The sequence below is a fragment of the Streptomyces sp. NPDC052079 genome (genome assembly GCF_040680275.1).
Classification (GTDB): domain Bacteria; phylum Actinomycetota; class Actinomycetes; order Streptomycetales; family Streptomycetaceae; genus Streptomyces.
This window is the reverse complement of sequence record NZ_JBFAWL010000002.1, coordinates 467,084-486,859: the sequence shown is the minus strand read 5'-3', so window position 1 is coordinate 486,859 and position 19,776 is coordinate 467,084. Positions and strand designations below refer to the sequence as shown.

General features: G+C 71.2%; 18 protein-coding genes and 1 tRNA gene. 11 read left to right on the top strand and 8 right to left on the bottom strand.

The genetic code is table 11. The features are described 5' to 3' along the window. Positions 1 to 175: 175 nt before the first annotated feature. Together AB0L56_RS06685 and AB0L56_RS06680 are read right to left on the bottom strand one after the other, a co-directional pair. Complete coding sequence (locus AB0L56_RS06685) at positions 176 to 742, bottom strand: hypothetical protein (protein WP_365419710.1); 567 nt, start codon at positions 740 to 742, stop codon at positions 176 to 178. 45 nt (positions 743 to 787) lie between these two features. After that, on the bottom strand, positions 788 to 1,453 hold the full coding sequence (locus tag AB0L56_RS06680; protein WP_365419707.1) for a bifunctional DNA primase/polymerase: 666 nt from the start codon (positions 1,451 to 1,453) through the stop codon (positions 788 to 790). A gap of 505 nt (positions 1,454 to 1,958) precedes the next feature. On the opposite strand from AB0L56_RS06680, the gene AB0L56_RS06675 reads away from it, so the two are divergent. Further along, positions 1,959 to 3,479, top strand: a complete 1,521-nt coding sequence (locus tag AB0L56_RS06675; RefSeq protein WP_365419704.1) for a PP2C family protein-serine/threonine phosphatase — start codon at positions 1,959 to 1,961, stop codon at positions 3,477 to 3,479. Between the two features lie 124 nt (positions 3,480 to 3,603). Further along, the gene (locus tag AB0L56_RS06670; protein ID WP_365419701.1) at positions 3,604 to 5,061 is read left to right on the top strand and encodes an aminopeptidase P family protein; all 1,458 of its coding nucleotides are present in this window, start codon (positions 3,604 to 3,606) and stop codon (positions 5,059 to 5,061) included. Positions 5,062 to 5,109: 48 nt separating this feature from the next. Here AB0L56_RS06670 and AB0L56_RS06665 read toward each other — a convergent pair whose 3' ends face one another. Further along, positions 5,110 to 5,574 (bottom strand): ATP-binding protein, encoded by a 465-nt coding sequence (locus AB0L56_RS06665; RefSeq protein ID WP_365419699.1) that lies wholly within the window; start codon positions 5,572 to 5,574, stop codon positions 5,110 to 5,112. A 220-nt stretch (positions 5,575 to 5,794) separates the two neighbouring features. Here AB0L56_RS06665 and AB0L56_RS06660 point away from each other — a divergent pair, with 220 nt between their 5' ends. From AB0L56_RS06660 to AB0L56_RS06620, 9 genes are all read left to right on the top strand, one after another. Then, positions 5,795 to 6,598 (top strand): hypothetical protein, encoded by an 804-nt coding sequence (locus AB0L56_RS06660; RefSeq protein ID WP_365419697.1) that lies wholly within the window; start codon positions 5,795 to 5,797, stop codon positions 6,596 to 6,598. A 186-nt stretch (positions 6,599 to 6,784) separates the two neighbouring features. After that, positions 6,785 to 7,534, top strand: a complete 750-nt coding sequence (locus tag AB0L56_RS06655) for a YcnI family protein (RefSeq protein ID WP_365419694.1) — start codon at positions 6,785 to 6,787, stop codon at positions 7,532 to 7,534. A 91-nt stretch (positions 7,535 to 7,625) separates the two neighbouring features. Continuing rightward, complete coding sequence (locus tag AB0L56_RS06650) at positions 7,626 to 8,276, top strand: SCO family protein (RefSeq protein ID WP_365419692.1); 651 nt, start codon at positions 7,626 to 7,628, stop codon at positions 8,274 to 8,276. Beyond that, positions 8,273 to 8,737, top strand: coding sequence for a copper chaperone PCu(A)C (locus AB0L56_RS06645; RefSeq protein WP_365419690.1), 465 nt, complete (start codon positions 8,273 to 8,275; stop codon positions 8,735 to 8,737). Before AB0L56_RS06650 ends, AB0L56_RS06645 begins: the two co-directional genes overlap by 4 nt. Before the next feature lie 13 nt (positions 8,738 to 8,750). Then, positions 8,751 to 10,712 (top strand): copper resistance protein CopC, encoded by a 1,962-nt coding sequence (locus AB0L56_RS06640; RefSeq protein WP_365419687.1) that lies wholly within the window; start codon positions 8,751 to 8,753, stop codon positions 10,710 to 10,712. A gap of 6 nt (positions 10,713 to 10,718) precedes the next feature. After that, a complete protein-coding gene (gene efeB / locus AB0L56_RS06635; RefSeq protein WP_361026895.1) occupies positions 10,719 to 12,002 on the top strand; it encodes an iron uptake transporter deferrochelatase/peroxidase subunit in 1,284 nt (427 codons plus the stop codon). A 70-nt stretch (positions 12,003 to 12,072) separates the two neighbouring features. After that, the gene (gene pheA, locus AB0L56_RS06630; protein ID WP_361026892.1) at positions 12,073 to 13,005 is read left to right on the top strand and encodes a prephenate dehydratase; all 933 of its coding nucleotides are present in this window, start codon (positions 12,073 to 12,075) and stop codon (positions 13,003 to 13,005) included. Between the two features lie 565 nt (positions 13,006 to 13,570). Next, the gene (gene serS, locus AB0L56_RS06625) at positions 13,571 to 14,848 is read left to right on the top strand and encodes a serine--tRNA ligase (RefSeq protein ID WP_361026889.1); all 1,278 of its coding nucleotides are present in this window, start codon (positions 13,571 to 13,573) and stop codon (positions 14,846 to 14,848) included. Beyond that, on the top strand, positions 14,845 to 15,648 hold the full coding sequence (locus AB0L56_RS06620; RefSeq protein ID WP_365419682.1) for an HAD family hydrolase: 804 nt from the start codon (positions 14,845 to 14,847) through the stop codon (positions 15,646 to 15,648). The genes serS and AB0L56_RS06620 overlap by 4 nt, the downstream gene beginning before the upstream one ends. A gap of 14 nt (positions 15,649 to 15,662) precedes the next feature. On the opposite strand, the gene AB0L56_RS06615 is transcribed toward AB0L56_RS06620, so the two are convergent. From AB0L56_RS06615 to AB0L56_RS06595, 5 genes are all read right to left on the bottom strand, one after another. Continuing rightward, positions 15,663 to 15,751: transfer RNA gene (locus AB0L56_RS06615), tRNA-Ala, on the bottom strand. 318 nt (positions 15,752 to 16,069) lie between these two features. Then, on the bottom strand, positions 16,070 to 16,789 hold the full coding sequence (locus AB0L56_RS06610) for an ABC transporter permease (protein ID WP_361026883.1): 720 nt from the start codon (positions 16,787 to 16,789) through the stop codon (positions 16,070 to 16,072). A gap of 10 nt (positions 16,790 to 16,799) precedes the next feature. Next, positions 16,800 to 17,711: an ABC transporter ATP-binding protein gene (locus AB0L56_RS06605; RefSeq protein ID WP_361026880.1), complete on the bottom strand. Its 912-nt coding sequence runs from the start codon at positions 17,709 to 17,711 to the stop codon at positions 16,800 to 16,802. Further along, positions 17,708 to 18,622, bottom strand: a complete 915-nt coding sequence (locus AB0L56_RS06600; protein WP_361026877.1) for an ABC transporter permease subunit — start codon at positions 18,620 to 18,622, stop codon at positions 17,708 to 17,710. The genes AB0L56_RS06605 and AB0L56_RS06600 overlap by 4 nt, the downstream gene beginning before the upstream one ends. Further along, positions 18,612 to 19,622, bottom strand: a complete 1,011-nt coding sequence (locus AB0L56_RS06595) for an ABC transporter ATP-binding protein (protein ID WP_361026874.1) — start codon at positions 19,620 to 19,622, stop codon at positions 18,612 to 18,614. The genes AB0L56_RS06600 and AB0L56_RS06595 overlap by 11 nt, the downstream gene beginning before the upstream one ends. Positions 19,623 to 19,776: the final 154 nt, after the last annotated feature.

Sequence of the window (19,776 nt, the reverse complement as noted above, 5' to 3'; positions counted from 1 at the left end):
GCATCCCCCGTCGCCAGCAACCGGGCCTTCGCATGCCGGTCTCCGGTCACTGCATACCGGTCTCCGCTCACTCGGCGCGACCATGGCGCGACCGCTCGTTGCCGGCCAGCCGGAATCGCCTTCCGGCTGGCCGGCGGGCCGCTGCCCCCACCGGCCAACCGCCCGTCCCGGCCGTTCAGTTGCTTCCGGAACGCAGCAGCAGCCCCCGCCCGGCGCGGTACGCGAACTCCGCGACGGCCGTGTGGCGAGCGAGGCCTCCGCGCTCGCGCGGCGTCTCGCACAGGGCCGGCTCGTCGCCGGCGTCCACGGCACAGTGCGTCCGCACGGTGCGGCCGCCCGGCCCCATGAAACTCAAGGCGGCGGCCCGCGGCTCACCCGTGGCGTTGCGGTAGTAGGTCCGCGACCAGACCTCCTCCCCCTGCGCGACCACGCAGGTCTGCGCCTCGATGCCGTCGGGGGAGGAGACCGCGGGACCGCAGCGCTGGGCGGTGGACAGGTGCGGGGCGGGTGACGCCGGGGCGCCGGCGGTCGGCGTCCGCGCGGTGCCGTCGCCGGGCGGGGCGGACCGTCCCGCAGGGGGGTCCGCGGGCCCGGAGGCGGAACGACGGCCGGCCGTACCGGCGGACTCCACCTTCAACGGCAGCGCGAACGCGCAGGCCGCCGCGACGCCCGCGACGCCCGCCAGGACGAGCGGACGAGCTCTGCGGAAGGCCGGGGCGCGGTCCCCGGCGTGGCGCGGCATGCCCCGGGAAGATAGCCACCCGGGCGCGGCACGCGCCTGCACCAGCTACATCTCGGGCGCGCTCACACCCGTACGAGTGAGGGCCTCGACCACGGCGTCCACCACGGCCTCGACACCCGGCACCCAGGGAGTGGCCGAGCCGGGCAGCGGCGCGCGCTCCCAGCGGACCCCGCCCTGTGCGGTCTCGGACGGGGGCAGGGCGAGGTAGCCGCCCTCGCCGTGGAAGCGCAGGGAGCCGGGGACGAAGTCCTTGGCGTACAGCAGCTCGCCCAGCTGCTCCATGGAGTACGGCTGCACGAGGATCGACCAGCGGTCGGGGGAGGCGACGACCGGGCCGAGCCGCATGCCCCGGCGGTCGAGCGCGGCCAGGGCGCGGGCGGCCGGCACGGCGGGCAGCGAGACCGCGCACGGGGCCTTGCCACCGGTGGCGAGGATGACGGGAGCCGTCGGCCGGTTGCTCCACCACCAGCGCACCATGCGGGCGTCGGTGGTGGCGGCGAGGAGGCCGGGGTCGAACGGGTGGGCGCCCGGCACTGTGCACTCGGGGTCGGGGCAGCAGCAGCGGGACCGGCCCTGCGGGTCGGCCGCCACGCCGGGGAGTACGGGCCACTGCCACTGCGCGGCGTAGGTGAGGGCCGCGCTCATCAGCTCAGGCCCTCCGTCGCCGCGTCGGGACAGGAGCCTGCGTCGCCTTCCGAGGATCTCGCGCATCAGCGCTCGTTCCTTTCCGTTGCACGCCTGGCAACACCGTGGTCCAGATCACGTCATGTGTCGATCACTTCACTGTGCGTACCTGTTGGCGCATCACACCCCCGCGCCGGGCAGGGGGAACCCCTAGGGGCCGAGCTTGGGCTGCCTCCGCGGCCGTTCCGCCCATACTGCGTGTATCAGAAATACGGGCGTGGCGTGGGGGTGGCGAAGTCTGGCGTTTACCGTCGCGCGTGTTTCTCTCCGCCTCCGCCACGGGAGGATGGGGCACGGTCGTCGGTGGTTAAGACGCCCGGGTCCGTCGCCAGGTTCCCGAGCGGTTTCCCACCAACCCTGGCCTTCACCGAGTACGTACCCATCACGACCGCTGTGACGCTTCCGTCGAGCAAGGCCAGTCGACCGCAATATGCCTCCCCCTGAGGCAGTTTCAAGCCAACTTCGCTTTTCGGCAAGGGGTCTGCGGGGAGTTCCCTTCAGTCCCACGGACACCAGGAATCCCAGCAGGACAATGCTGGACATCTCGTCACGAGTACGTGTACATGTGGAGACACTGCCGGCGACGCAGAATGACATGGGGGTTTGCGATGCTTTTGAGCAGTACGTACCGGTCGGAAAGCCGGACGCCATGAACGCCCCGCACCCTCCGAAAGTGGCCGGAATCGATTCTGTGGTTCCCGCACCGGCACACACTGTCGCGCCCGTCGCGGGTACCTCTCTGGCCCCATCGGCAAACCCCCAGCACGCGCCGGGCGCACTGCTCCAGGACCGTCTCGCCGGCTGGGTCTCCGACCTGACCACCCTCCATGAACTCACCGAACGCCTGGTCCGCGCCGGCACGCTCGACCAAGCGCTCCAGGAACTGCTGCGCGCGGGAGCCGCACTGGTCGGCGCGCGGCGCGGCCTCGTCGCCCTGGAACCCGCCGACGGACTCGGCCCGGTCACGACCATCGGCCTGGGACTGGCCCGCTCGGACCTCGGCCACATCGAGACGGTGCCGCGCAGCTGCCTGTCGCACGGCAGGATCCTCGACGGACTGCCCGGCGCCGACGACGGCATCGCCGAGCCCGACCTGCTCGCCGAGAAGGGGCTCGACCCGCGGCATCGCGCGGTCGCCGCCCGCCTCGGCTACGCCGCCAGCTTCGCCCTCCCCCTCACCACCGCGGCCGCCGGCCGGCTGGGCGCCGCGGTGTGGCTCTACGACGAGCCCGCCGAGCCGTCGGAGCGCCGGCGCCACCTCATCGGTCTGTACATCCGCCACGCCGCCGAGCACCTGGCCCGGCTCCTCGAGCTCGAGCGGACCCGCACGCGCATGGCCACGATGGCCGAGGAACTGCTGCCCTCCCGCCTCCCCCGCGTCGCCGGCGTCCAGCTCGCCGCGCGGCACCGCACCTCCCCGAGCGGGGGCGGCGACTGGTACGACGCGCTGCCGCTGCCGGACGCCGCGCTCGGCCTCGCGGTCGGGTCCGTCACCGGGTCGGGGCCCAGCGCCGTCGCCGCGATGGGACGGCTGCGGGCGTCGCTGCGCGCGTACGCCGTGATGGAGGGCGAGGATCCGGTCGCCGTCCTGTCCGACCTGGAGCTCCTGCTGCGGCTTACCGAGCCGGCCCGTTCGGCCACCGCCCTGTTCGGCTACTGCGAACCCGCGCTGCGCCGAATCACGCTCGCCGGGGCCGGGCACAGTCCGCCGCTGCTGCTCGGGGAGCACCGCACGGAGTTCGTCGAGACCTCGGTCTCCGCCCCGCTGGGCATGCTCGCCTGCTGGGAGGCGCCGAGCGTGGAGGTCCAGGCGGAGCCGGGCGAGACGGTGCTGGTCTACACCGACGGGCTGCTGCACCGTACGGGCGACCCGACGGACCGCGCCTTCGCGCGGCTGCACGCCGCGGCGGCCGGGGTGCCCAAGGCACTGCGCCGCGACCCCGGCGCCATCGCCGACCACGTCCTACGCGCGGTGCTGCCGGAGGGACCGGAGGGAACGGGCACCGGGCACTCGACGGAGGACGTGGTGCTGCTGGCGGCACGGTTCGAGTAGCCGCGTCCGGCCGCGGTCCGCGCGGCCTCTCTGCGTCCTCCGTAACAGGCCCTTCACCGATTCGTCCGTTTCCGCCCGACCGTACGATGGGGGTGGTCCAGTGCCCGTATCGAGGAGGATGACCGTGGCGGAGGAGCTGCCGGAGACCCCGGAGATCGCCGAAGAGGAACCCGTCAAGCAGCGCAAGAACGGACTGTACCCGGGCGTGTCCGACGAGCTGGCCGAGAACATGAAGAGCGGCTGGGCCGACACCGAGCTGCACGACCTGGAGCCGGTCGCGCAGGCCGCCGAGGCCGCCGCCCGCCGCGCGGCGCTGTCCGCACGCTTCCCGGGTGAGCGTCTGGTCGTCCCCGCGGGCAACCTGAAGACCCGCTCCAACGACACCGAGTACTCCTTCCGCGCGTCGGTCGAGTACGCCTACCTCACCGGCAACCAGACGGAGGACGGCGTCCTCGTCCTGGAGCCCACGGCCGACGGCCACCAGGAGACGATCTACCTCCTGCCCCGCTCGAACCGCGAGAACGGCGAGTTCTGGCTGGACGGCCAGGGCGAGCTGTGGGTCGGCCGCCGGCACTCCCTCACCGAGGCCGAGAAGCTGTACGGCATCCCCGCCTCCGACGTGCGCGAGCTGGCCGGGGCGCTGCGCGAGGCCACCGGCCCGGTCCGGGTGGTGCGCGGGTACGACGCCGGGATCGAGGCGGCGCTGACCGACAAGGTCACCGCCGAGCGGGACGAGGAGCTGCGCGTCTTCCTCTCCGAGATGCGGCTGGTCAAGGACGACTTCGAGATCGGCGAGCTGCAGAAGGCCGTCGACTCCACCGTGCGCGGCTTCGAGGACGTGGTGAAGGTCCTCGACAAGGCCGAGGCGACCAGCGAGCGCTACATCGAGGGAACGTTCTTCCTGCGCGCCCGGGTGGAGGGCAACGACGTCGGCTACGGCTCCATCTGCGCCGCCGGCCCGCACGCCACCACCCTGCACTGGGTGCGCAATGACGGCCCGGTCCGCTCCGGTGACCTGCTGCTGCTCGACGCGGGCGTGGAGACGCACACGTACTACACGGCCGACGTCACGCGCACCCTGCCGGTCAGCGGCCGCTACACCGAGCTGCAGAAGAAGATCTACGACGCCGTGTACGACGCCCAGGAGGCCGGCATCGCGGCGGTGAAGCCGGGCGCCAAGTACCGGGACTTCCACGACGCCGCCCAGCGCGTGCTGGCCGAGCGGCTCGTGGAGTGGGGCCTGGTCGAGGGCCCCGTGGAGCGGGTGCTGGAGCTGGGCCTGCAGCGCCGCTGGACGCTGCACGGCACCGGTCACATGCTCGGCATGGACGTCCACGACTGCGCCGCCGCGCGGACCGAGACATACGTCGACGGCACGCTGGAGCCCGGCATGGTGCTCACCGTCGAGCCAGGCCTGTACTTCCAGGCCGATGACCTGACTGTGCCCGAGGAGTACCGGGGCATCGGCGTCCGCATCGAGGACGACATCCTCGTCACCGAGGACGGCAACCGGAATCTGTCCGCGGCGCTGCCCCGGCGGTCGGACGAGGTGGAGGCGTGGATGGCGGCCCTGAAGGGCTGACGCACCGCACGACGACGGCCGGGTACGCGCGCGTGCCCGGCCGTCGCGCTACACCGCCACCAGCGGCGCGTTCTTGCGCCACTTCAGGATCTTGTCGAAGCTCACCACCGCGCCGCCCCGTCCCGGCTTGTTGCCGAAGTGGACGTGGTCGGCCAGCTCCTGGATGAGACACAGCCCCCGGCCGTGCTCCGCGTCCGACGACGCGGGGCGGGCCGCCGGACGAGCGTGCGCCGCTGCCACGGCCGGGAAGCCGGGGCCCGCGTCGGCGACCTCGATGCGGCACTTCTCCCCGTCGAGATAGGCGGTCACCCGGTACGCCTCCGAGGTGCCGCCGCACGCGGCGTCCCCGCCGTGCTCGACCGCGTTCGCGCACGCCTCGCTGAGGGCGACGGACAGGTCGTAGGAGATGTCGGGGTCGACGCCCGCGGTCTCCATGGTGCCGAGCAGCAGGCGCCGGGCGAGCGGCACGCTGGCAGCATCGCGCCGCAGATGGAGTGACCACCAGATGCTCATGCTCCAGCCTCCTGGCTGCGGCTCGACATACCGTTACGTATTGCCCTCAGTCGTCGCTCGTAAGCGTGGAGTTGACGTGACACCGCCCATATGGCGGGTGCGCGATGGATCCGAACGGTGTATGTGGGACGGCAGGTGGCAGAAGTGATCTACCGGTCGTAGCTCATCTTGCGGACCTGCCGTACGACGGCCGGGGGGCCGGTGCGATGATGAGGCCGCCATGTCTGCCCCCCACACGATGTGCTCCGGACCAGGGCTCCGGATTCTGCGGGCCGCGGTGTTCGCCGTGGTCTGCGTCGTGCTGGCCGGGGCAGGTCACTCGCTCGCCTCCTGCGACGCCGTTCCGCTGTGGACGCTGGGCGCGGGATTCCTCGGGACAGTCGCGGTCGCCGCGCCCCTCGCGGGACGCGCCCGTTCACTGCCGGGCATCGCGGCGACGCTGGCGTTCGGCCAGACGGCACTGCACACACTGTTCGGTCTGGGGCAGCACGGCGCACCCGGCACGGGTTCGTCGTCCGCGCTCTCCGATACCGCGCTGGTCGAGCAGGCCGCGCGGCTGCTGTGCGGGACCACCGCGGCGGGAATCAGCCCCGCCCGGGCCGAGCGCATCCTGGCCAACGCGCGGATCCACCCTGGCGGAGCGGACGCCCACGCGGCGGACGCCCTGTCGGCCGCCGGAGAGTCCCCGGCGGTCCTGCTGCCGTCGCTGCCCATGCTGCTCGGCCACCTCCTCGCCGCGACGGCCGCGGGATGGCTGCTGCGCCGCGGCGACCTGGCCCTGCTGCGGCTGGCCGAACTGTCGGCGCACGGTGTCGCCGAAGGCACCCTCATGCGGTCCCTCCGCGCGGCGCTCGCCCTGGTGCGTGCCCTGCGCGCCGGGCTCCCGGGAGCACCCGACTGGAAGCTGCGCACCCCGCGTACCGCGCTGCTCGCGGCCCCCGTACCCCGGACTCCCGTACTTCAGCACACGGTGATTCGCCGGGGCCCGCCCGCCGCCGTCACCGCACTCGCTCTCGCCGCCTGACGCGACCACCACTCCGCCACTGCCGGATCCCCCGGGGGAGGAGCGGGGCGCCGGCGTGCGGCACGCGCGGGTGCGTTCCGTCGCCGGTGTGTGTCCGGGCCGTCCGCGTGAGGACCCCTTCGGCCGCACAAAGGCGCCTCCCTCACCGTCAGTGAAAACCTCAATCGAAGCGGAGTGCTTCTGCCCATGAAGGCTTCCCGTATCGCCGCCGCCGGTGCCGTCGCCGGTGTCACCGTCCTCGCCGTGTCCTCCCCCGCCCTCGCCCACGTCAGCGTGCAGCCCGAGGGCCAGGCGGCAAAGGGCGGTTACGCGACCGTCGGCTTCAAGGTCCCCAACGAGCGGGACGACGCCTCGACCACCAAGCTCGAAGTCACCTTCCCCACCGACCACCCCCTGGCGTCGGTGATGCCCCAGCCGGTCGAGGGCTGGGACGTCAAGGTCACCACGTCCAAGCTGGACAAGCCACTCGAGATGCACGGCAAGAAGATCAACGAGGCCGTCTCCAAGGTCACCTGGACCGCCAAGGGCGACGGCATCGAGCCCGGCTTCTTCCAGAAGTTCCCGGTGTCCGTGGGCACGCTGCCCGAGGACGCCGACGAACTCGTCTTCAAGGCGCTGCAGACGTACTCCGACAAGGAGGTCGTCCGCTGGATCGAGGTGCCGCAGGAGGGCCAGGAGGAGCCGGAGCACCCGGCTCCCGTGCTCGCCCTCTCCGAGGCCTCCGGGGACCACCACGGCGCCTCGGGCGACGACAAGGCCTCCGACGACACCGCACAGGCCGAGAACGCCTCCGCCGAGACCACCGGCGCCTCAGACGAGGCAGACTCCGGCGGTACCGACACCACCGCCCGTGTCCTGGGCGTCGTCGGCATCGTGGTCGGTGCCGCGGGCGTCGCCTACGGCGTCCTCGCCGGGCGCCGGCGCACGACCGCCTGATCCTCCCCGCTCGTTCGACGGCGCGCACCGGGGCGTCCACGGCCCGCGTGGCCCCCGGTGTGCGCCGGAGCACTCACCTTCAGGAACTTCCATGCGCAAGAAGACCTTCGCGGCGGCGGCCCTGCTCGCCGTCGCCTCCCTCACCCTCTCCGCCTGCGGCAGCGGCGACAGCGGCCAGCCCGTCTCCGTGGTGTCCGAGGAGGCCGGCTCCGAGAGGGCGGCCACGGTTCTCGACAAGCCCTTCGAGAAGCCGGACCTCGTCCTCACCGACACCCAGGGCAAGAAGTACGACTTCCGCGAGGAGACCGCGGGCCGGCCCACGCTGATCTACTTCGGCTACACCCACTGCCCCGACGTCTGCCCACTGACCATGAACAACATCGCGGTGGCCAAGAAACAGCTGCCCCGGGACCAGCAGGACAAGCTACGGATCGTGTTCGTCACCACCGACCCGGAGCGGGACACCCCCGCCGCGCTCGGCAAGTGGCTCAAGGGCATCGACTCCCAGGTCGTCGGCCTGACCGGCGACTTCGACACCATCCAGGCCGGCGCCCGCAGCATCGGCATCTCGATCGATCCGCCGCGCAAGGAGGACAACGGCAAGACCGTCTCCGACCACGGCACCCAGGTGATCGCCTTCTCCCCGAAGACCGACGGCGGCTACGTCCTCTACGGCGAGGACGCCACCGTCGACGACTACACCAACGACCTCCCCAAGATCATCAAGGGGGAGAACCCGTGAGACGTCCGGCGGCCGTGGCCCTGGCCGTCGCCGGAGCGCTGGTCCTGGCCGGATGCGGTGGCTCGGACGGCTCGGGCTCCGGCGACGGCACGGCGGACCTGTCGGTGGGCTCGGCGTACATGCCCCAGCCGGTGTCGGACATGGCCGCCGGCTTCCTCACCATCACCAACGACGGTGACGCCCCGGACCGGCTCACCTCGGTCAGCAGCGACGTCGCCGGCCAGGTCACTGTGCACGAGACGGTCGACGGCGCCATGCAGGAGGTCGAGGCCCTCGACATCCCGGCCCACGGCAGCCTGGTGCTGGAGAGCGGCGGCAACCATCTGATGTTCGAGCAGCTGAAGAAGAAGCCGAAGCAGGGGCAGAGCGTCTCCGTCCAGCTGCGTTTCGAACGGTCCGACCCCGTCACGGTCGAGATTCCGGTGAAGCCGGCCACCTACACCCCGAAGACCGGACACTGAGGGAGACACCCCTGTGACCCACACCATCGCCCCCCGCGTGCGGACCCTGGTGCTGCTGTTCCTGGCCGTCACCGGCGCGCTCCTCGCCGGGGCCGCTCCCGCGTCGGCGCACGCCGCGCTGACCGGCAGCGACCCCGGGCAGGGCGCGGTGGTCGACACGGCGCCCAGCCAGGTCTCGCTCACCTTCTCCGAGCAGATCGCGGTCAGCGACGACGCCGTGCGGGTGCTCGACCCCAAGGGCAAGCGGGTCGACAAGGGCGACCCCGCCAGCCCCAGCGGCACGACCTACACCGTGGGTCTGGTCGGCGGGCTCCCCGACGGCACGTACACCGTGGCCTACCAGGTGGTGTCGGCGGACAGCCATCCTGTCGCCGGGGCCTTCACCTTCTCCGTCGGCGCACCCTCCGAGACGTCGGTCTCGGTCTCGGCGCAGGGCTCCGACGACGGGCTGGTGGGCCTGCTGTACGGCTTCGGCCGGTACGTGTCCTACGCCGGCTTCGTGGTCATGGCCGGCGGGGCGGCGTTCGTGCTCGCCTGCTGGGGGCGCGGTTCAGGGGTCCGGGCGGTGCAGCGGCTGGTGGTCTCCGGGTGGCTGGCGCTCACCGGGGCCACGCTGGGGCTGCTGCTCCTGCGCGGCTCCTACACCACGTCCGGGAACGCCGGCGACATCTTCGACCTGTCGCTGCTCGGGGACGTGCTCCAGACCAAGACGGGCGCGGCGCTGGTCTCCCGGCTGCTGTTGCTCGCCGCGGCGGCGCTGTTCATTGCGGTTCTGTTCGGGGCCTACGACAAGCGGGGGGACGAGGAGAAGCGGGACCTGTCCTTCGGGCTCGCGGTCGGGGGCACGGTGGTGGCGGCCGGGCTCGCGGCGAGCTGGGCCATGTCCGAGCACGCCTCCCAGGGACTCCAGCCGGGGGTCTCCATGCCTGTCGACGTGCTGCATCTGCTGGCCGTCGCCGCCTGGCTCGGCGGGCTCACCGCGCTGCTCGTCGCGCTCTTCCGGGCGCCCGCCGAGATGCCGGTCGGCCGGGACGCCGTCCAGCGGTTCTCGCGGCTCGCCTTCGGCAGCGTGGTCACCCTGGTCGTCACCGGGAGCTACCAGAGCTGGCGGCAGCTGGGCTCCTGGTCGGCGTTCACCGACACCCGGTACGGGCAGCTGCTGCTGGTCAAGATCGGGCTCGTGGTGGTGCTGGTGGGGATCGCCTCCATCTCCCGGCGATGGACCGCACGACTGGCGGAGGCACCCGCGGACGCCGTGCCCGCGCAGGATGCGGAGCAGTCCGAGGCGGAGGCGTCCGGAACGCGGGCAGGCGTGGCCTCCGCCGGGCGGACCGCGGAGGGCACACAGGCGGGGTCCGGGGACGGTGAGGCTTCGGGAGCGGGGTCCACACGGACCGCTCAGCTCGCCCGGCAGCGGGCCGCGATGGAGACCGCCCGGCAGAAGCGGCTGCGGGACGCCGATCCGCACCGGTCCGGTCTGCGGCGCTCCGTCCTCGCCGAGGCGGGCGTCGCCGTCGTTCTGCTCGCCGTCACCACCGTCCTGACGCAGACGGAGCCGGGACGCACAGAGCAGGAGGCCAAGGCGGCCGGCTCCGCCTCGTCCTCCGCGTCCAGCTCCACCGGCCAGGGCACCGGAGCGGTGACCCTGACCATGCCCTTCGACACCGGCGGCAGGAACGGCAAGGGTGTCGTGTCGATCGACCTCGATCCCGCCCGGGCCGGCGACAACGTCATGCACGTCTATGTCGACGGCCCGGACGGCCGTCCCGTCGACATTCCTGAGGTGAAGGTCGCCTTCACCCTCTCCGCCAAGGACATCGGGCCGCTGCCCGTCGTTCCCGACCACATCACCACCGGACACTGGTCGGCGAGCGGAGTGCAGCTCCCCATGACGGGCGACTGGACAGTCGAGGTGACGGTGCGCACCTCCGACATCGACCAGGTGACCGTCTCGAAGAACGCGCAGATCGGCTGAACGACCATGGCTGACCAGTCCATTTCGCAGACCCGTCCTCCGCAGGCGCCCCCGGAGGAGTCCGTCCGGACCGCCGGGGAAGGCATCTCCCGGCGCCGGCTGCTCGGCACGGCAGGCGCCACGGGGCTCGTCCTGGGGGCGGCGGGCGGGGCCGTGGGATATGCGTCGGCGCCCGTCGGGGCCACTCCGCTGTCCTCGGTGGGCGAGGGCCGGGTGCCGTTTCACGTGAAACATCAGCCCGGCATCACACAGCCGCTCCAGGCCCGGGGTCATCTCATCGCCTTCGACCTGGCGCCCGGCGCCGGTCGCAAGGAGGCGGCCGCACTGCTGCGCCGCTGGTCGGACACGGCCCGCCGCCTGATGGCGGGTGAGCCGAGCGCACAGGGCGACACCGGGGTGGCCCGCGACGCCGGTCCCTCCTCGCTGACCCTCACCTTCGGCTTCGGCCACAGCTTCTTCGGGCGCACCGGGCTGGAGAAGCAGCGCCCGGCCGCCCTGGATCCGCTGCCGGACTTCTCCTCCGACCACCTCGACAAGGCGCGGAGCAACGGCGACCTGTGGGTGCAGATCGGCGCGGATGACGCCCTCGTGGCCTTCCACGCCCTGCGTGCCGTCCAGAAGGACGCCGGCTCGGCGGCCAAGGTGCGTTGGCAGATGAACGGCTTCAACCGCTCACCAGGAGCCACCGCTCACCCCATGACCACCCGCAATCTGATGGGACAGGTCGACGGCACCCGCAATCCCAAGCCCGCCGAATCCGACTTCGACCGGCGGATCTTCGTACCGGAGAATGGCGAGCCCGCCTGGATGGCGAACGGCTCCTATGTGGTCGTACGCCGTATCCGCATGCTGCTGGACGACTGGGAGAAGCTGTCCGTCAAGGAGCAGGAGGGCGTCATCGGGCGCCGCAAGTCCGACGGGGCTCCGCTGTCCGGGGGCACCGAGACATCGGAGATGGACCTCGACAAGACCGACGCCCAGGGGAATCCGGTCGTGCCCATCAACGCGCACGCGAGAATCACCCGGCCCGACCAGAACGGCGGCGCGGCGATGCTCCGCCGCCCGTTCTCGTATCACGACGGCATCGGCGCGGACGGGGTGCCGGACGCGGGTCTGCTGTTCATCTGCTGGCAGGCCGATCCGCTGCGCGGCTTTGTGCCGGTGCAGCGCAAACTGGACCGCGGCGACGCCCTGACGCCGTACGTCCGGCACGAGGCGAGCGGTCTGTTCGCGGTTCCGGGCGGCGCGGCGCGGGGAGAGTATGTGGGCCAGGCGCTGCTGGAGGGGTGAGAACGGCCCCGGGTCACCCCTGAGGGTCTTCGGGGGGTTGCTCCCGGCGCGGGCCCATTAGGGTGAGGACATGCCAGCGAGCTACGCGTATCTCGGCCCTGAGGGCACCTTCACGGAAGTCGCCCTGCGCACGCTTCCCGAGGCGGCGACCCGTGAGCTGATCCCTTATGTGTCCGTGCAGTCCGCGCTGGACGCGGTGCGGGCGGGCGAGGCCGAGGCCGCTTTCGTCCCCATCGAGAACTCGGTCGAGGGCGGGATCACCACCACCCTCGACGAACTGGTCGCGGGCGCCCCGCTGATGATCTACCGCGAGGTGCTGCTGTCGATCACCTTCGCGCTGCTCGTCCGTCCGGGCACCAAGCTGTCGGACATCAAGACGGTCACCGCCCACCCGGCCGCGCAGCCGCAGGTGCGCAACTGGCTGAAGAGGCACCTCCCGCACGTCGTCTGGGAGTCGGCCGCCTCCAACGCGGACGGTGCGCGCCTGGTCCAGGAGGGCCGGTACGACGCCGCCTTCGCCGGTGAGTTCGCGGCGGCCCGGTACGGCCTGGAGGCGCTGGAGACGGGCATCCACGACGCCGAGAACGCCCAGACCCGGTTCGTGCTGGTGGGCCGCCCCGCCCGGCCTGCGGCACCGACCGGTGCCGACAAGACCTCGATCGTCCTCTGGCAGCGCGACGACCACCCCGGTGGGCTGCGCGATCTGCTGGGCGAGTTCGCCACGCGGGGCATCAACCTCATGCTGTTGCAGTCCCGGCCGACCGGTGCCGGCATCGGCAACTACTGCTTCTGCATCGACGCCGAGGGCCATATCTCGGACCGCAGGATGGCGGACGCGTTGATGGGGCTCAAGCGGATCTGCCTCCAGGTGCGCTACCTCGGTTCCTATCCGCGTGCGGATGTGCGGCCGGGGGAGGTAGGGCCTCCGTTGCCCGGGACGTCGGACAAGGAGTTCGGGGATGCGGCGGATTGGGTGGCCCGCTGCCAGGACGGCCGGTTCTGAGGAGGACGGCGCCCTTGGACGCCGCCCGGTCCTACCTGCCGATTGTCGTTATCCACAGGAGTTATCCACAGGTCCGCTTCTCGACCTGGGGACAAGTCGACACCAAAGCCCGATTCGGTCGACAAATCGCCCTGCAGGCCATGATCGCATTCATCGCCGCACACCTCACCCTTCGTTCACGCTTTTCCTTTGGTCAACCCTTTAGGGGGAACTCTTTCCACCCAAAAGTAGGGATCGAGGGGGTTTGTGCTGGGAATCCTCGGCAGATGCCCGGCGTTTCGGAGTGATCAATTCCGAAGTCCACAGATCTTCCCCACACCCTGTGGATAACTTTCGCCACGGCGGGGACTCCTGTGGACAAGGAACCCCAAGTCCCGGTCCGCACAAGGGATTGCCAGTCAACCGGAAGCCCGTGACCGACCCGTTTCAGGGGAGGCGCGTCCCTTATTGACCCCGAGATCGATCTCAGGGGACACAATGCGCATTTCCCCCATAGCGGAACGTGAGCCGGTCCCTGGCAATAGTCAGTCGTGGGTGGTCATCCCGCACCGGTAGCCTTGACCGCGTGATTGACCTTCGCCTGCTTCGTGAGGACCCTGACCGTGTGCGCGCTTCCCAGCGCGCCCGTGGAGAGGACGTCGCGCTCGTCGACGCCCTCCTGTCTGCCGACGAGCGGCGCAGGTCGTCCGGCGTCCGCTTCGACGAGCTGCGCGCCGAGCAGAAGTCGCTCGGCAAGCTCATCCCCAAGGCGACCGGTGACGAGAAGGCCGAGCTGCTGAAGAAGGCCGAACAGCTCAAGGCCGATGTGAAGGCGGCCGAGGCCGACCGCGACGCCGCCGCCGCCGAGACCCAGGACCTCCTGCTCAGGCTGAGCAACCTCGTCCACCCCGATGTGCCCGTCGGCGGCGAGGAGGACTTCGTCACGCTGGAGACGCACGGCACCGTCCGCGACTTCGACGCCGAGGGCTTCCGGCCCAAGGACCACCTGGAGCTCGGCCAGATCCTCGGCGCCATCGACGTCGAGCGCGGCGCCAAGGTCTCCGGCTCGCGCTTCTACTTCCTGACCGGTGTCGGCGCGCTGCTCGAGTTCGCCCTGGTGAACGCCGCGATCGCACAGGCCACCGCGGCCGGCTTCACACCGATGCTGACCCCCGCGCTGGTCCGCCCCCAGTCCATGGCGGGCACCGGCTTCCTCGGCCAGGCCGCGCAGGACGTCTACCACCTCGAGAAGGACGACCTGTACCTGGTCGGCACGTCCGAGGTGGCGCTGGCCGCCTACCACAGCGACGAGATCATCGACGCCGACCGGCTGCCACTGCGGTACGCGGGCTTCTCGCCCTGCTTCCGCCGCGAGGCCGGCTCCCACGGCAAGGACACCCGGGGCATCTTCCGCGTGCACCAGTTCGACAAGGTCGAGATGTTCTCGTACGTGATGCCCGAGGACTCGCAGGCGGAGCACCAGCGGCTGCTGGAGTGGGAGAAACAGTGGCTGACGTCGCTGGAGCTGCCGTTCCGCGTGATCGACGTCGCCTCGGGCGACCTGGGCGCCTCGGCCGCCCGTAAGTACGACTGCGAGGCGTGGATCCCCACCCAGGGCAAGTACCGCGAGCTGACCTCGACCTCGGACTGCACCGAGTTCCAGTCGCGCCGGCTGTCGATCCGGGTGCGTGAGGACAAGAAGGTGCGGCCGCTGGCGACGCTCAACGGCACGCTGTGCGCCGTACCGCGCACCATCGTGGCGATCCTGGAGAACCACCAGCAGGCCGACGGCTCGGTCCGCGTGCCGGAGGTACTGCGTCCGTATCTGGGCGGCCGGGAGCTCCTGGAACCGGTCGCCAAGTGAGCGCCGGCTTCCCCTACCGGCTCCTCGCCACCGATCTCGACGGCACGCTGCTGCGGGACGACCACTCGGTCTCCCGCCGCACCCGTGACGCGCTCGTCGCGGCCACCGCGGCGGGCGCGGCGCACATCGTCGTCACCGGCCGCGCGGTGCCGTGGGCGCGTCCCATACTCGACGACCTCGGCTACACCGGTCTGGCCGTCTGCGGCCAGGGCGCCCAGGTGTACGACGCCGGGGCCCACCGGCTGCTGACGTCGGTGACGCTGGACCGGCAGCTCGCCGGGGTGGCGCTCGCCAAGATCGAGGCCGAGGTGGGACCGCTGTACCTGGCGGCCAGCCGCGACGGCCTGAACGGCGAGGTGCTGGTCGGCCCCGGTTACGAGGTCGTGGGCGCGCTGCCCGCGACACCGTTCACGGACGCGTCGGACCTGTGGACGGCTCCCCTGAACAAGCTGTACATCCAGCACCCGACGCTGACCTCCGACGAGCTCGCCGAGGCCGCCACCCGCACCGCGGGCGGTTTCGTCACCGTCACCATGGCGGGCGAGGGCATCGTCGAGCTGCTCCCGCTCGGCCTGTCGAAGGCGACGGGGCTGTCACTGGCGGCCCGCCGGCTGGGCGTGAAGGCCTCGGAGACGATCGCCTTCGGCGACATGCCCAACGACCTCCCCATGTTCGCCTGGTCCGCGTACGGCGTGGCCATGGCCAACGCCCACCAGGAACTGCGTGCGGAGGCCGACGAGGTGACGGCCTCCAACGAGGAGGACGGGATCGCGGTGGTCGTGGAGCGGTTGCTGGGCTGACGCCCCGCGCTGTGCGGAGGATGCACGGATCGAACGTGCGCGGGCCGTTACGCCCGACCACGGCTTGAGCCAAGCCGGTGCCTTACCACTCGGCCAATCCTCCGGGTGGGCGGCCCGCGCGACACGAATGCGCGCGCTCGAAGCGGCCGCCCCGGGCAGCTCCCCGTGCGGGGCGGACTCGACGGAGCAGTAGGGACTACTCCGGAGTCCGCCGCGGGCTGCCCTGACGGGAGCTGGACGTACTGCCGTGCATGGACATCGTCCCGCTCCCTTCCCGGCACCTGGTCGCCGGACGTTCCCGGCGATGCGGACACCCTCACTCTGCCCGGCCGACCGTGCGAACGCCACCGAATAAACCGCAGGCGGCGCCGCTGACAGCGGCGCCGCCACCCCGCGTCGGCGGGCCTTGCGGAGTGGAAGCTCACTCCTCGCCGGCGAGCGTCAGCGAGCGCAGCTTCTGGCCGGCGTACCAGGTGGCCAGCACGGTGACCGAGGCGAGCAGGACCGTCGCGGTCGTCAGGCCCACGTCCGAGGTGACCAGGTCGGCGCCCGCCACCTTCTGCGCCACGGCCAGCGACCACTGCTGCACGCTCAGCGTGCGCGCGCCGGGCACCAGGGAGCCGAACAGCGCCTCCCAGACCAGCGCGTAGACCAGGCCGAAGACCACCGCGTGCCGCGAGACCGTGCCCAGCAGCAGGAACAGCGCCGCGTACGCGATGGAGGCGACCAGCGCGGCCACCGTGTAGGCAACCCCGACCTGCTGGCCGTTGCCGTTGAGGACGAAGCCCGCGACCAGAATGGGCAGCGCCGAGAACACCATGGTCACGGCGATGGCGACGATCAGCTTGGTGAAGATGATCGTGGGCCGCTTGATCGGCTTGGACAGCAGGTACACGACCGAGCCGTCGTCGATCTCGGGGCCGATCGCGCCGGTGCCCGCGATGACGCCGATGATCGGCACCATGGTGGCGAGCGCGAGCCCGCCGAGGATGTCGGCGGCGGTCTGGTCGTCCGCGCCGACGAGGGCGCGCACCGCCAGGGAGATCGTGATCAGCAGCAGGGGCAGCGCGCCCAGGATGAGGGCCCGGCGACGGCCGAGCAGGGCCCGGTAGGTGAGCCGGGCGACTGTGGGGTCGTACATCAGGGGCCTCCTACGCCGCGACGAGATACGAGAAGACGGACTCGAGGGACTCGTCGGACGGCGAGACCGTGAGCAGCCGGATGCCGTGGTCGCGCGCGACCTTGGGCAGCAGGGACGTGAAACGGCCGAAGTCGACGGCCTGGATGCGCAGCGCGCCCTCCGCCACATCCACCTCGATGCCGGATGTCGACGGGTCCGCGATCAGCGCGGCCGCGAGCGCGCGGTCGTCGCTGGAGCGCACCAGGTAGCGGTGCGGACGGTCCGTCATCAGACGGCGGATCCTGCGGAAGTCACCGCTGGCCGCGTGCCGGCCGGCGACGACGACCTCGATGTGCCAGGCGAGCTGCTCCACCTCTTCGAGGATGTGGGACGAGAACAGCACGGTGCGGCCCTCGTCGCCCATGCGCCGCAGCAGGTCCATCAGCTGCATGCGCTGGCGCGGGTCCATGCCGTTGAAGGGCTCGTCCAGCAGGAGCAGCGACGGGTCGTGGACCAGCGCGGAGGCCATCTTCACGCGCTGCCGCATGCCCTTGGAGTACGTGGCGATCCTGCGGTCCTGCGCGTACTCCATCTCGACCGTGGCCAGTGCCTTCTGGGCGGCGTTGGCGCCCAGGCCGTGGAGCTCGGCGTTGGCGAGGACGAACTCGCGGCCGGTGAGGAAGTCGTACATCGCCTCGCGCTCCGGGACGATGCCGATGTGCCGGTAGATGGCCTCGTTGCGCCACACCTGCTGTCCGTCGAGGGTGACGGTGCCGGTGGAGGGGGCGAGGAAGCCGCCCATCATGTTGATGAGGGTGGACTTGCCGGCTCCGTTGGGGCCGAGCAGGCCGGTGACCCCGGGGCCGATGGTCATGGTGACGTCGTTGACGGCGACCACGTTGCCGAACCAGCGGGAGACGTGGTCGATGCTGAGCGTGGTCACAGGCCCACCTTCTTGTAGCGGCGCGTCAGGAGGCCGTAGCTGGCGGCGATCACGCCGAGGGTGAACAGGATGTAGACGACGCCCTCGGCGTCGGTCGGGCCCCTTCCGCCCGGGAAGGCGGAGGTCGCGCCCAGGAAGGCGGACTGCACACCGTCGATGAGGGTGATCGGCGAGAACAGGCCGATCCAGGCGATGCCGTCGCCGGTGTTCTCCATATGCGCGATCGCCTGGAGGGTGGAGACCGCGCCGTAGGAGATGGTCAGCACGGCGATGACGGCCGCGATGCCGAAGCCGCGGCGCGGGGTGACCGAGGCGATGACCAGGCCGATGCCGGCGAAGAGCAGCGAGAGCAGTGCCACGGAGACGAGCCCCTGTGCGAATCCCTTGGTCTGGTCGGAGAAGTCGAGCTTGGCCAGCAGCGCGCCGATGTACAGGACCAGCAGGGGAGCGGCCGTGAGGATGAACAGCGCCGAGGCCAGCGCGGCGAACTTGGCGCGCACGTAGTCGGCGGTCTCGATGGGCCGGGAGAAGTACAGCGGCACGGTCTTGAAGCGCAGGTCGCGCGAGACGGACTGGGGCGCCTGCGAGGCGACGTACAGGCTGACGACGGCCTGCATGATGATCGCGTAGCGCGTGTAGTCGATGGGCAGCTCGTTGGCCTTGGTGGCGACGGCGACGGCCACCATGATGGCGGCGGGCACGCACATCACCACGAACAGCAGCATCGGCAGCACCTTGGACTTCACCGAGCGGCCGAGGCCGTAGGAGCCGCGCAGGGACTGCGTGTACAGCGACAGCCGGGCGTAACCGCGACCCAGGCGGGGGCCGTCGTAGGAGCGGTAGCCGATGTTGTGGATACGGGTGTCACCCGGTGCAGTGGCTGGTGTCTGCATGGACTGCTCAGCTGCCATGGCCGACCGCCTCCTTCCGCGCCTCGTCGCTGATCGGGTCGCTGTTCTCGTCGCTGTTCTCGTCGCTGTTCGTGAAGACCTCGGAGATGTGGTGCCGGCGCTGCTCCATGCGCACCAGGCCCAGGCCGAGGTCCGCGATCACGTCGCGGACCAGGTCGTACGTCTCCTCGCCCTGTGCGGTGAGCAGCAGGACGTGTCCGGCGCCCGGCAGCCCGCTGCCGTCCTCGACGTCCACCCCGCGCGCGTGGAGCGCCTCGCGCACCGCGCGGGTGCCGTCCGGGTGCTCGTCGGTGTCGGTGACCTCGATGGCGAGGGTCGTGGTGATCTGGGTGAAGTCAGTGGTGGAGCTGGAGCGCAGCAGCTTGCCGCCGTCGATGACGACGACGTGGTCGCAGGTGCGCTCCAGTTCCCCCAGCAGATGCGAGGTGACCAGGACGGAGATGCCGAAGTCGGTGTGGATCCGGCGGATCAGGCCGAGCATCTCGTCGCGGCCGACCGGGTCGAGGCCATTGGTCGGCTCGTCCAGGAAGACCAGCTGGGGGTCGTGCACAAGGGCCTGAGCGAGCTTCACGCGCTGCTTCATGCCGGTGGAGTAGCCGCCGATGGGGCGGTAGCGCTCCTCGTACAGGCCGACATGGCGCAGGGTGTCCGCGGTGCGCTCCCGCGCGGCGGTGGGCGGCAGGCCGGACATGCGTGCCATGTGAACGACGAACTCGGTCGCCGACACGTCCGGTGGCAGACAGTCGTGTTCCGGCATGTAGCCGACCCGCTCGCGGATGGCGGCGCCCTTGGTGGCGACGTCGAGGCCGAGCACTTCGGCGCGGCCCTCGGTGGCGGGGGACAGACCCAGCAGGATCTTGATCAGTGTGGACTTGCCGGCTCCATTGGCTCCGACGAGTCCGGTCACACCGGGCCCGACGTCCACGGAGAGCCGGTCAAGGGCGGTCACCCTGGGGAACCGCTTGCTCAGGCTTTCGGTCGCGATCACAGTCACGTTCATGACATTAGTGACCCCTGCCACGCCGGTCGTCAGACCGGAGAGCCGTCTTGGTGTCCACCTGGAGTCGTACGGGCCCGTAAGGGAAGCCCTGCCTGAGAGTTATGCACAGGGATCGAGGCACTGTTGACGGGCTCTCTCACCACTGCCAGATTCG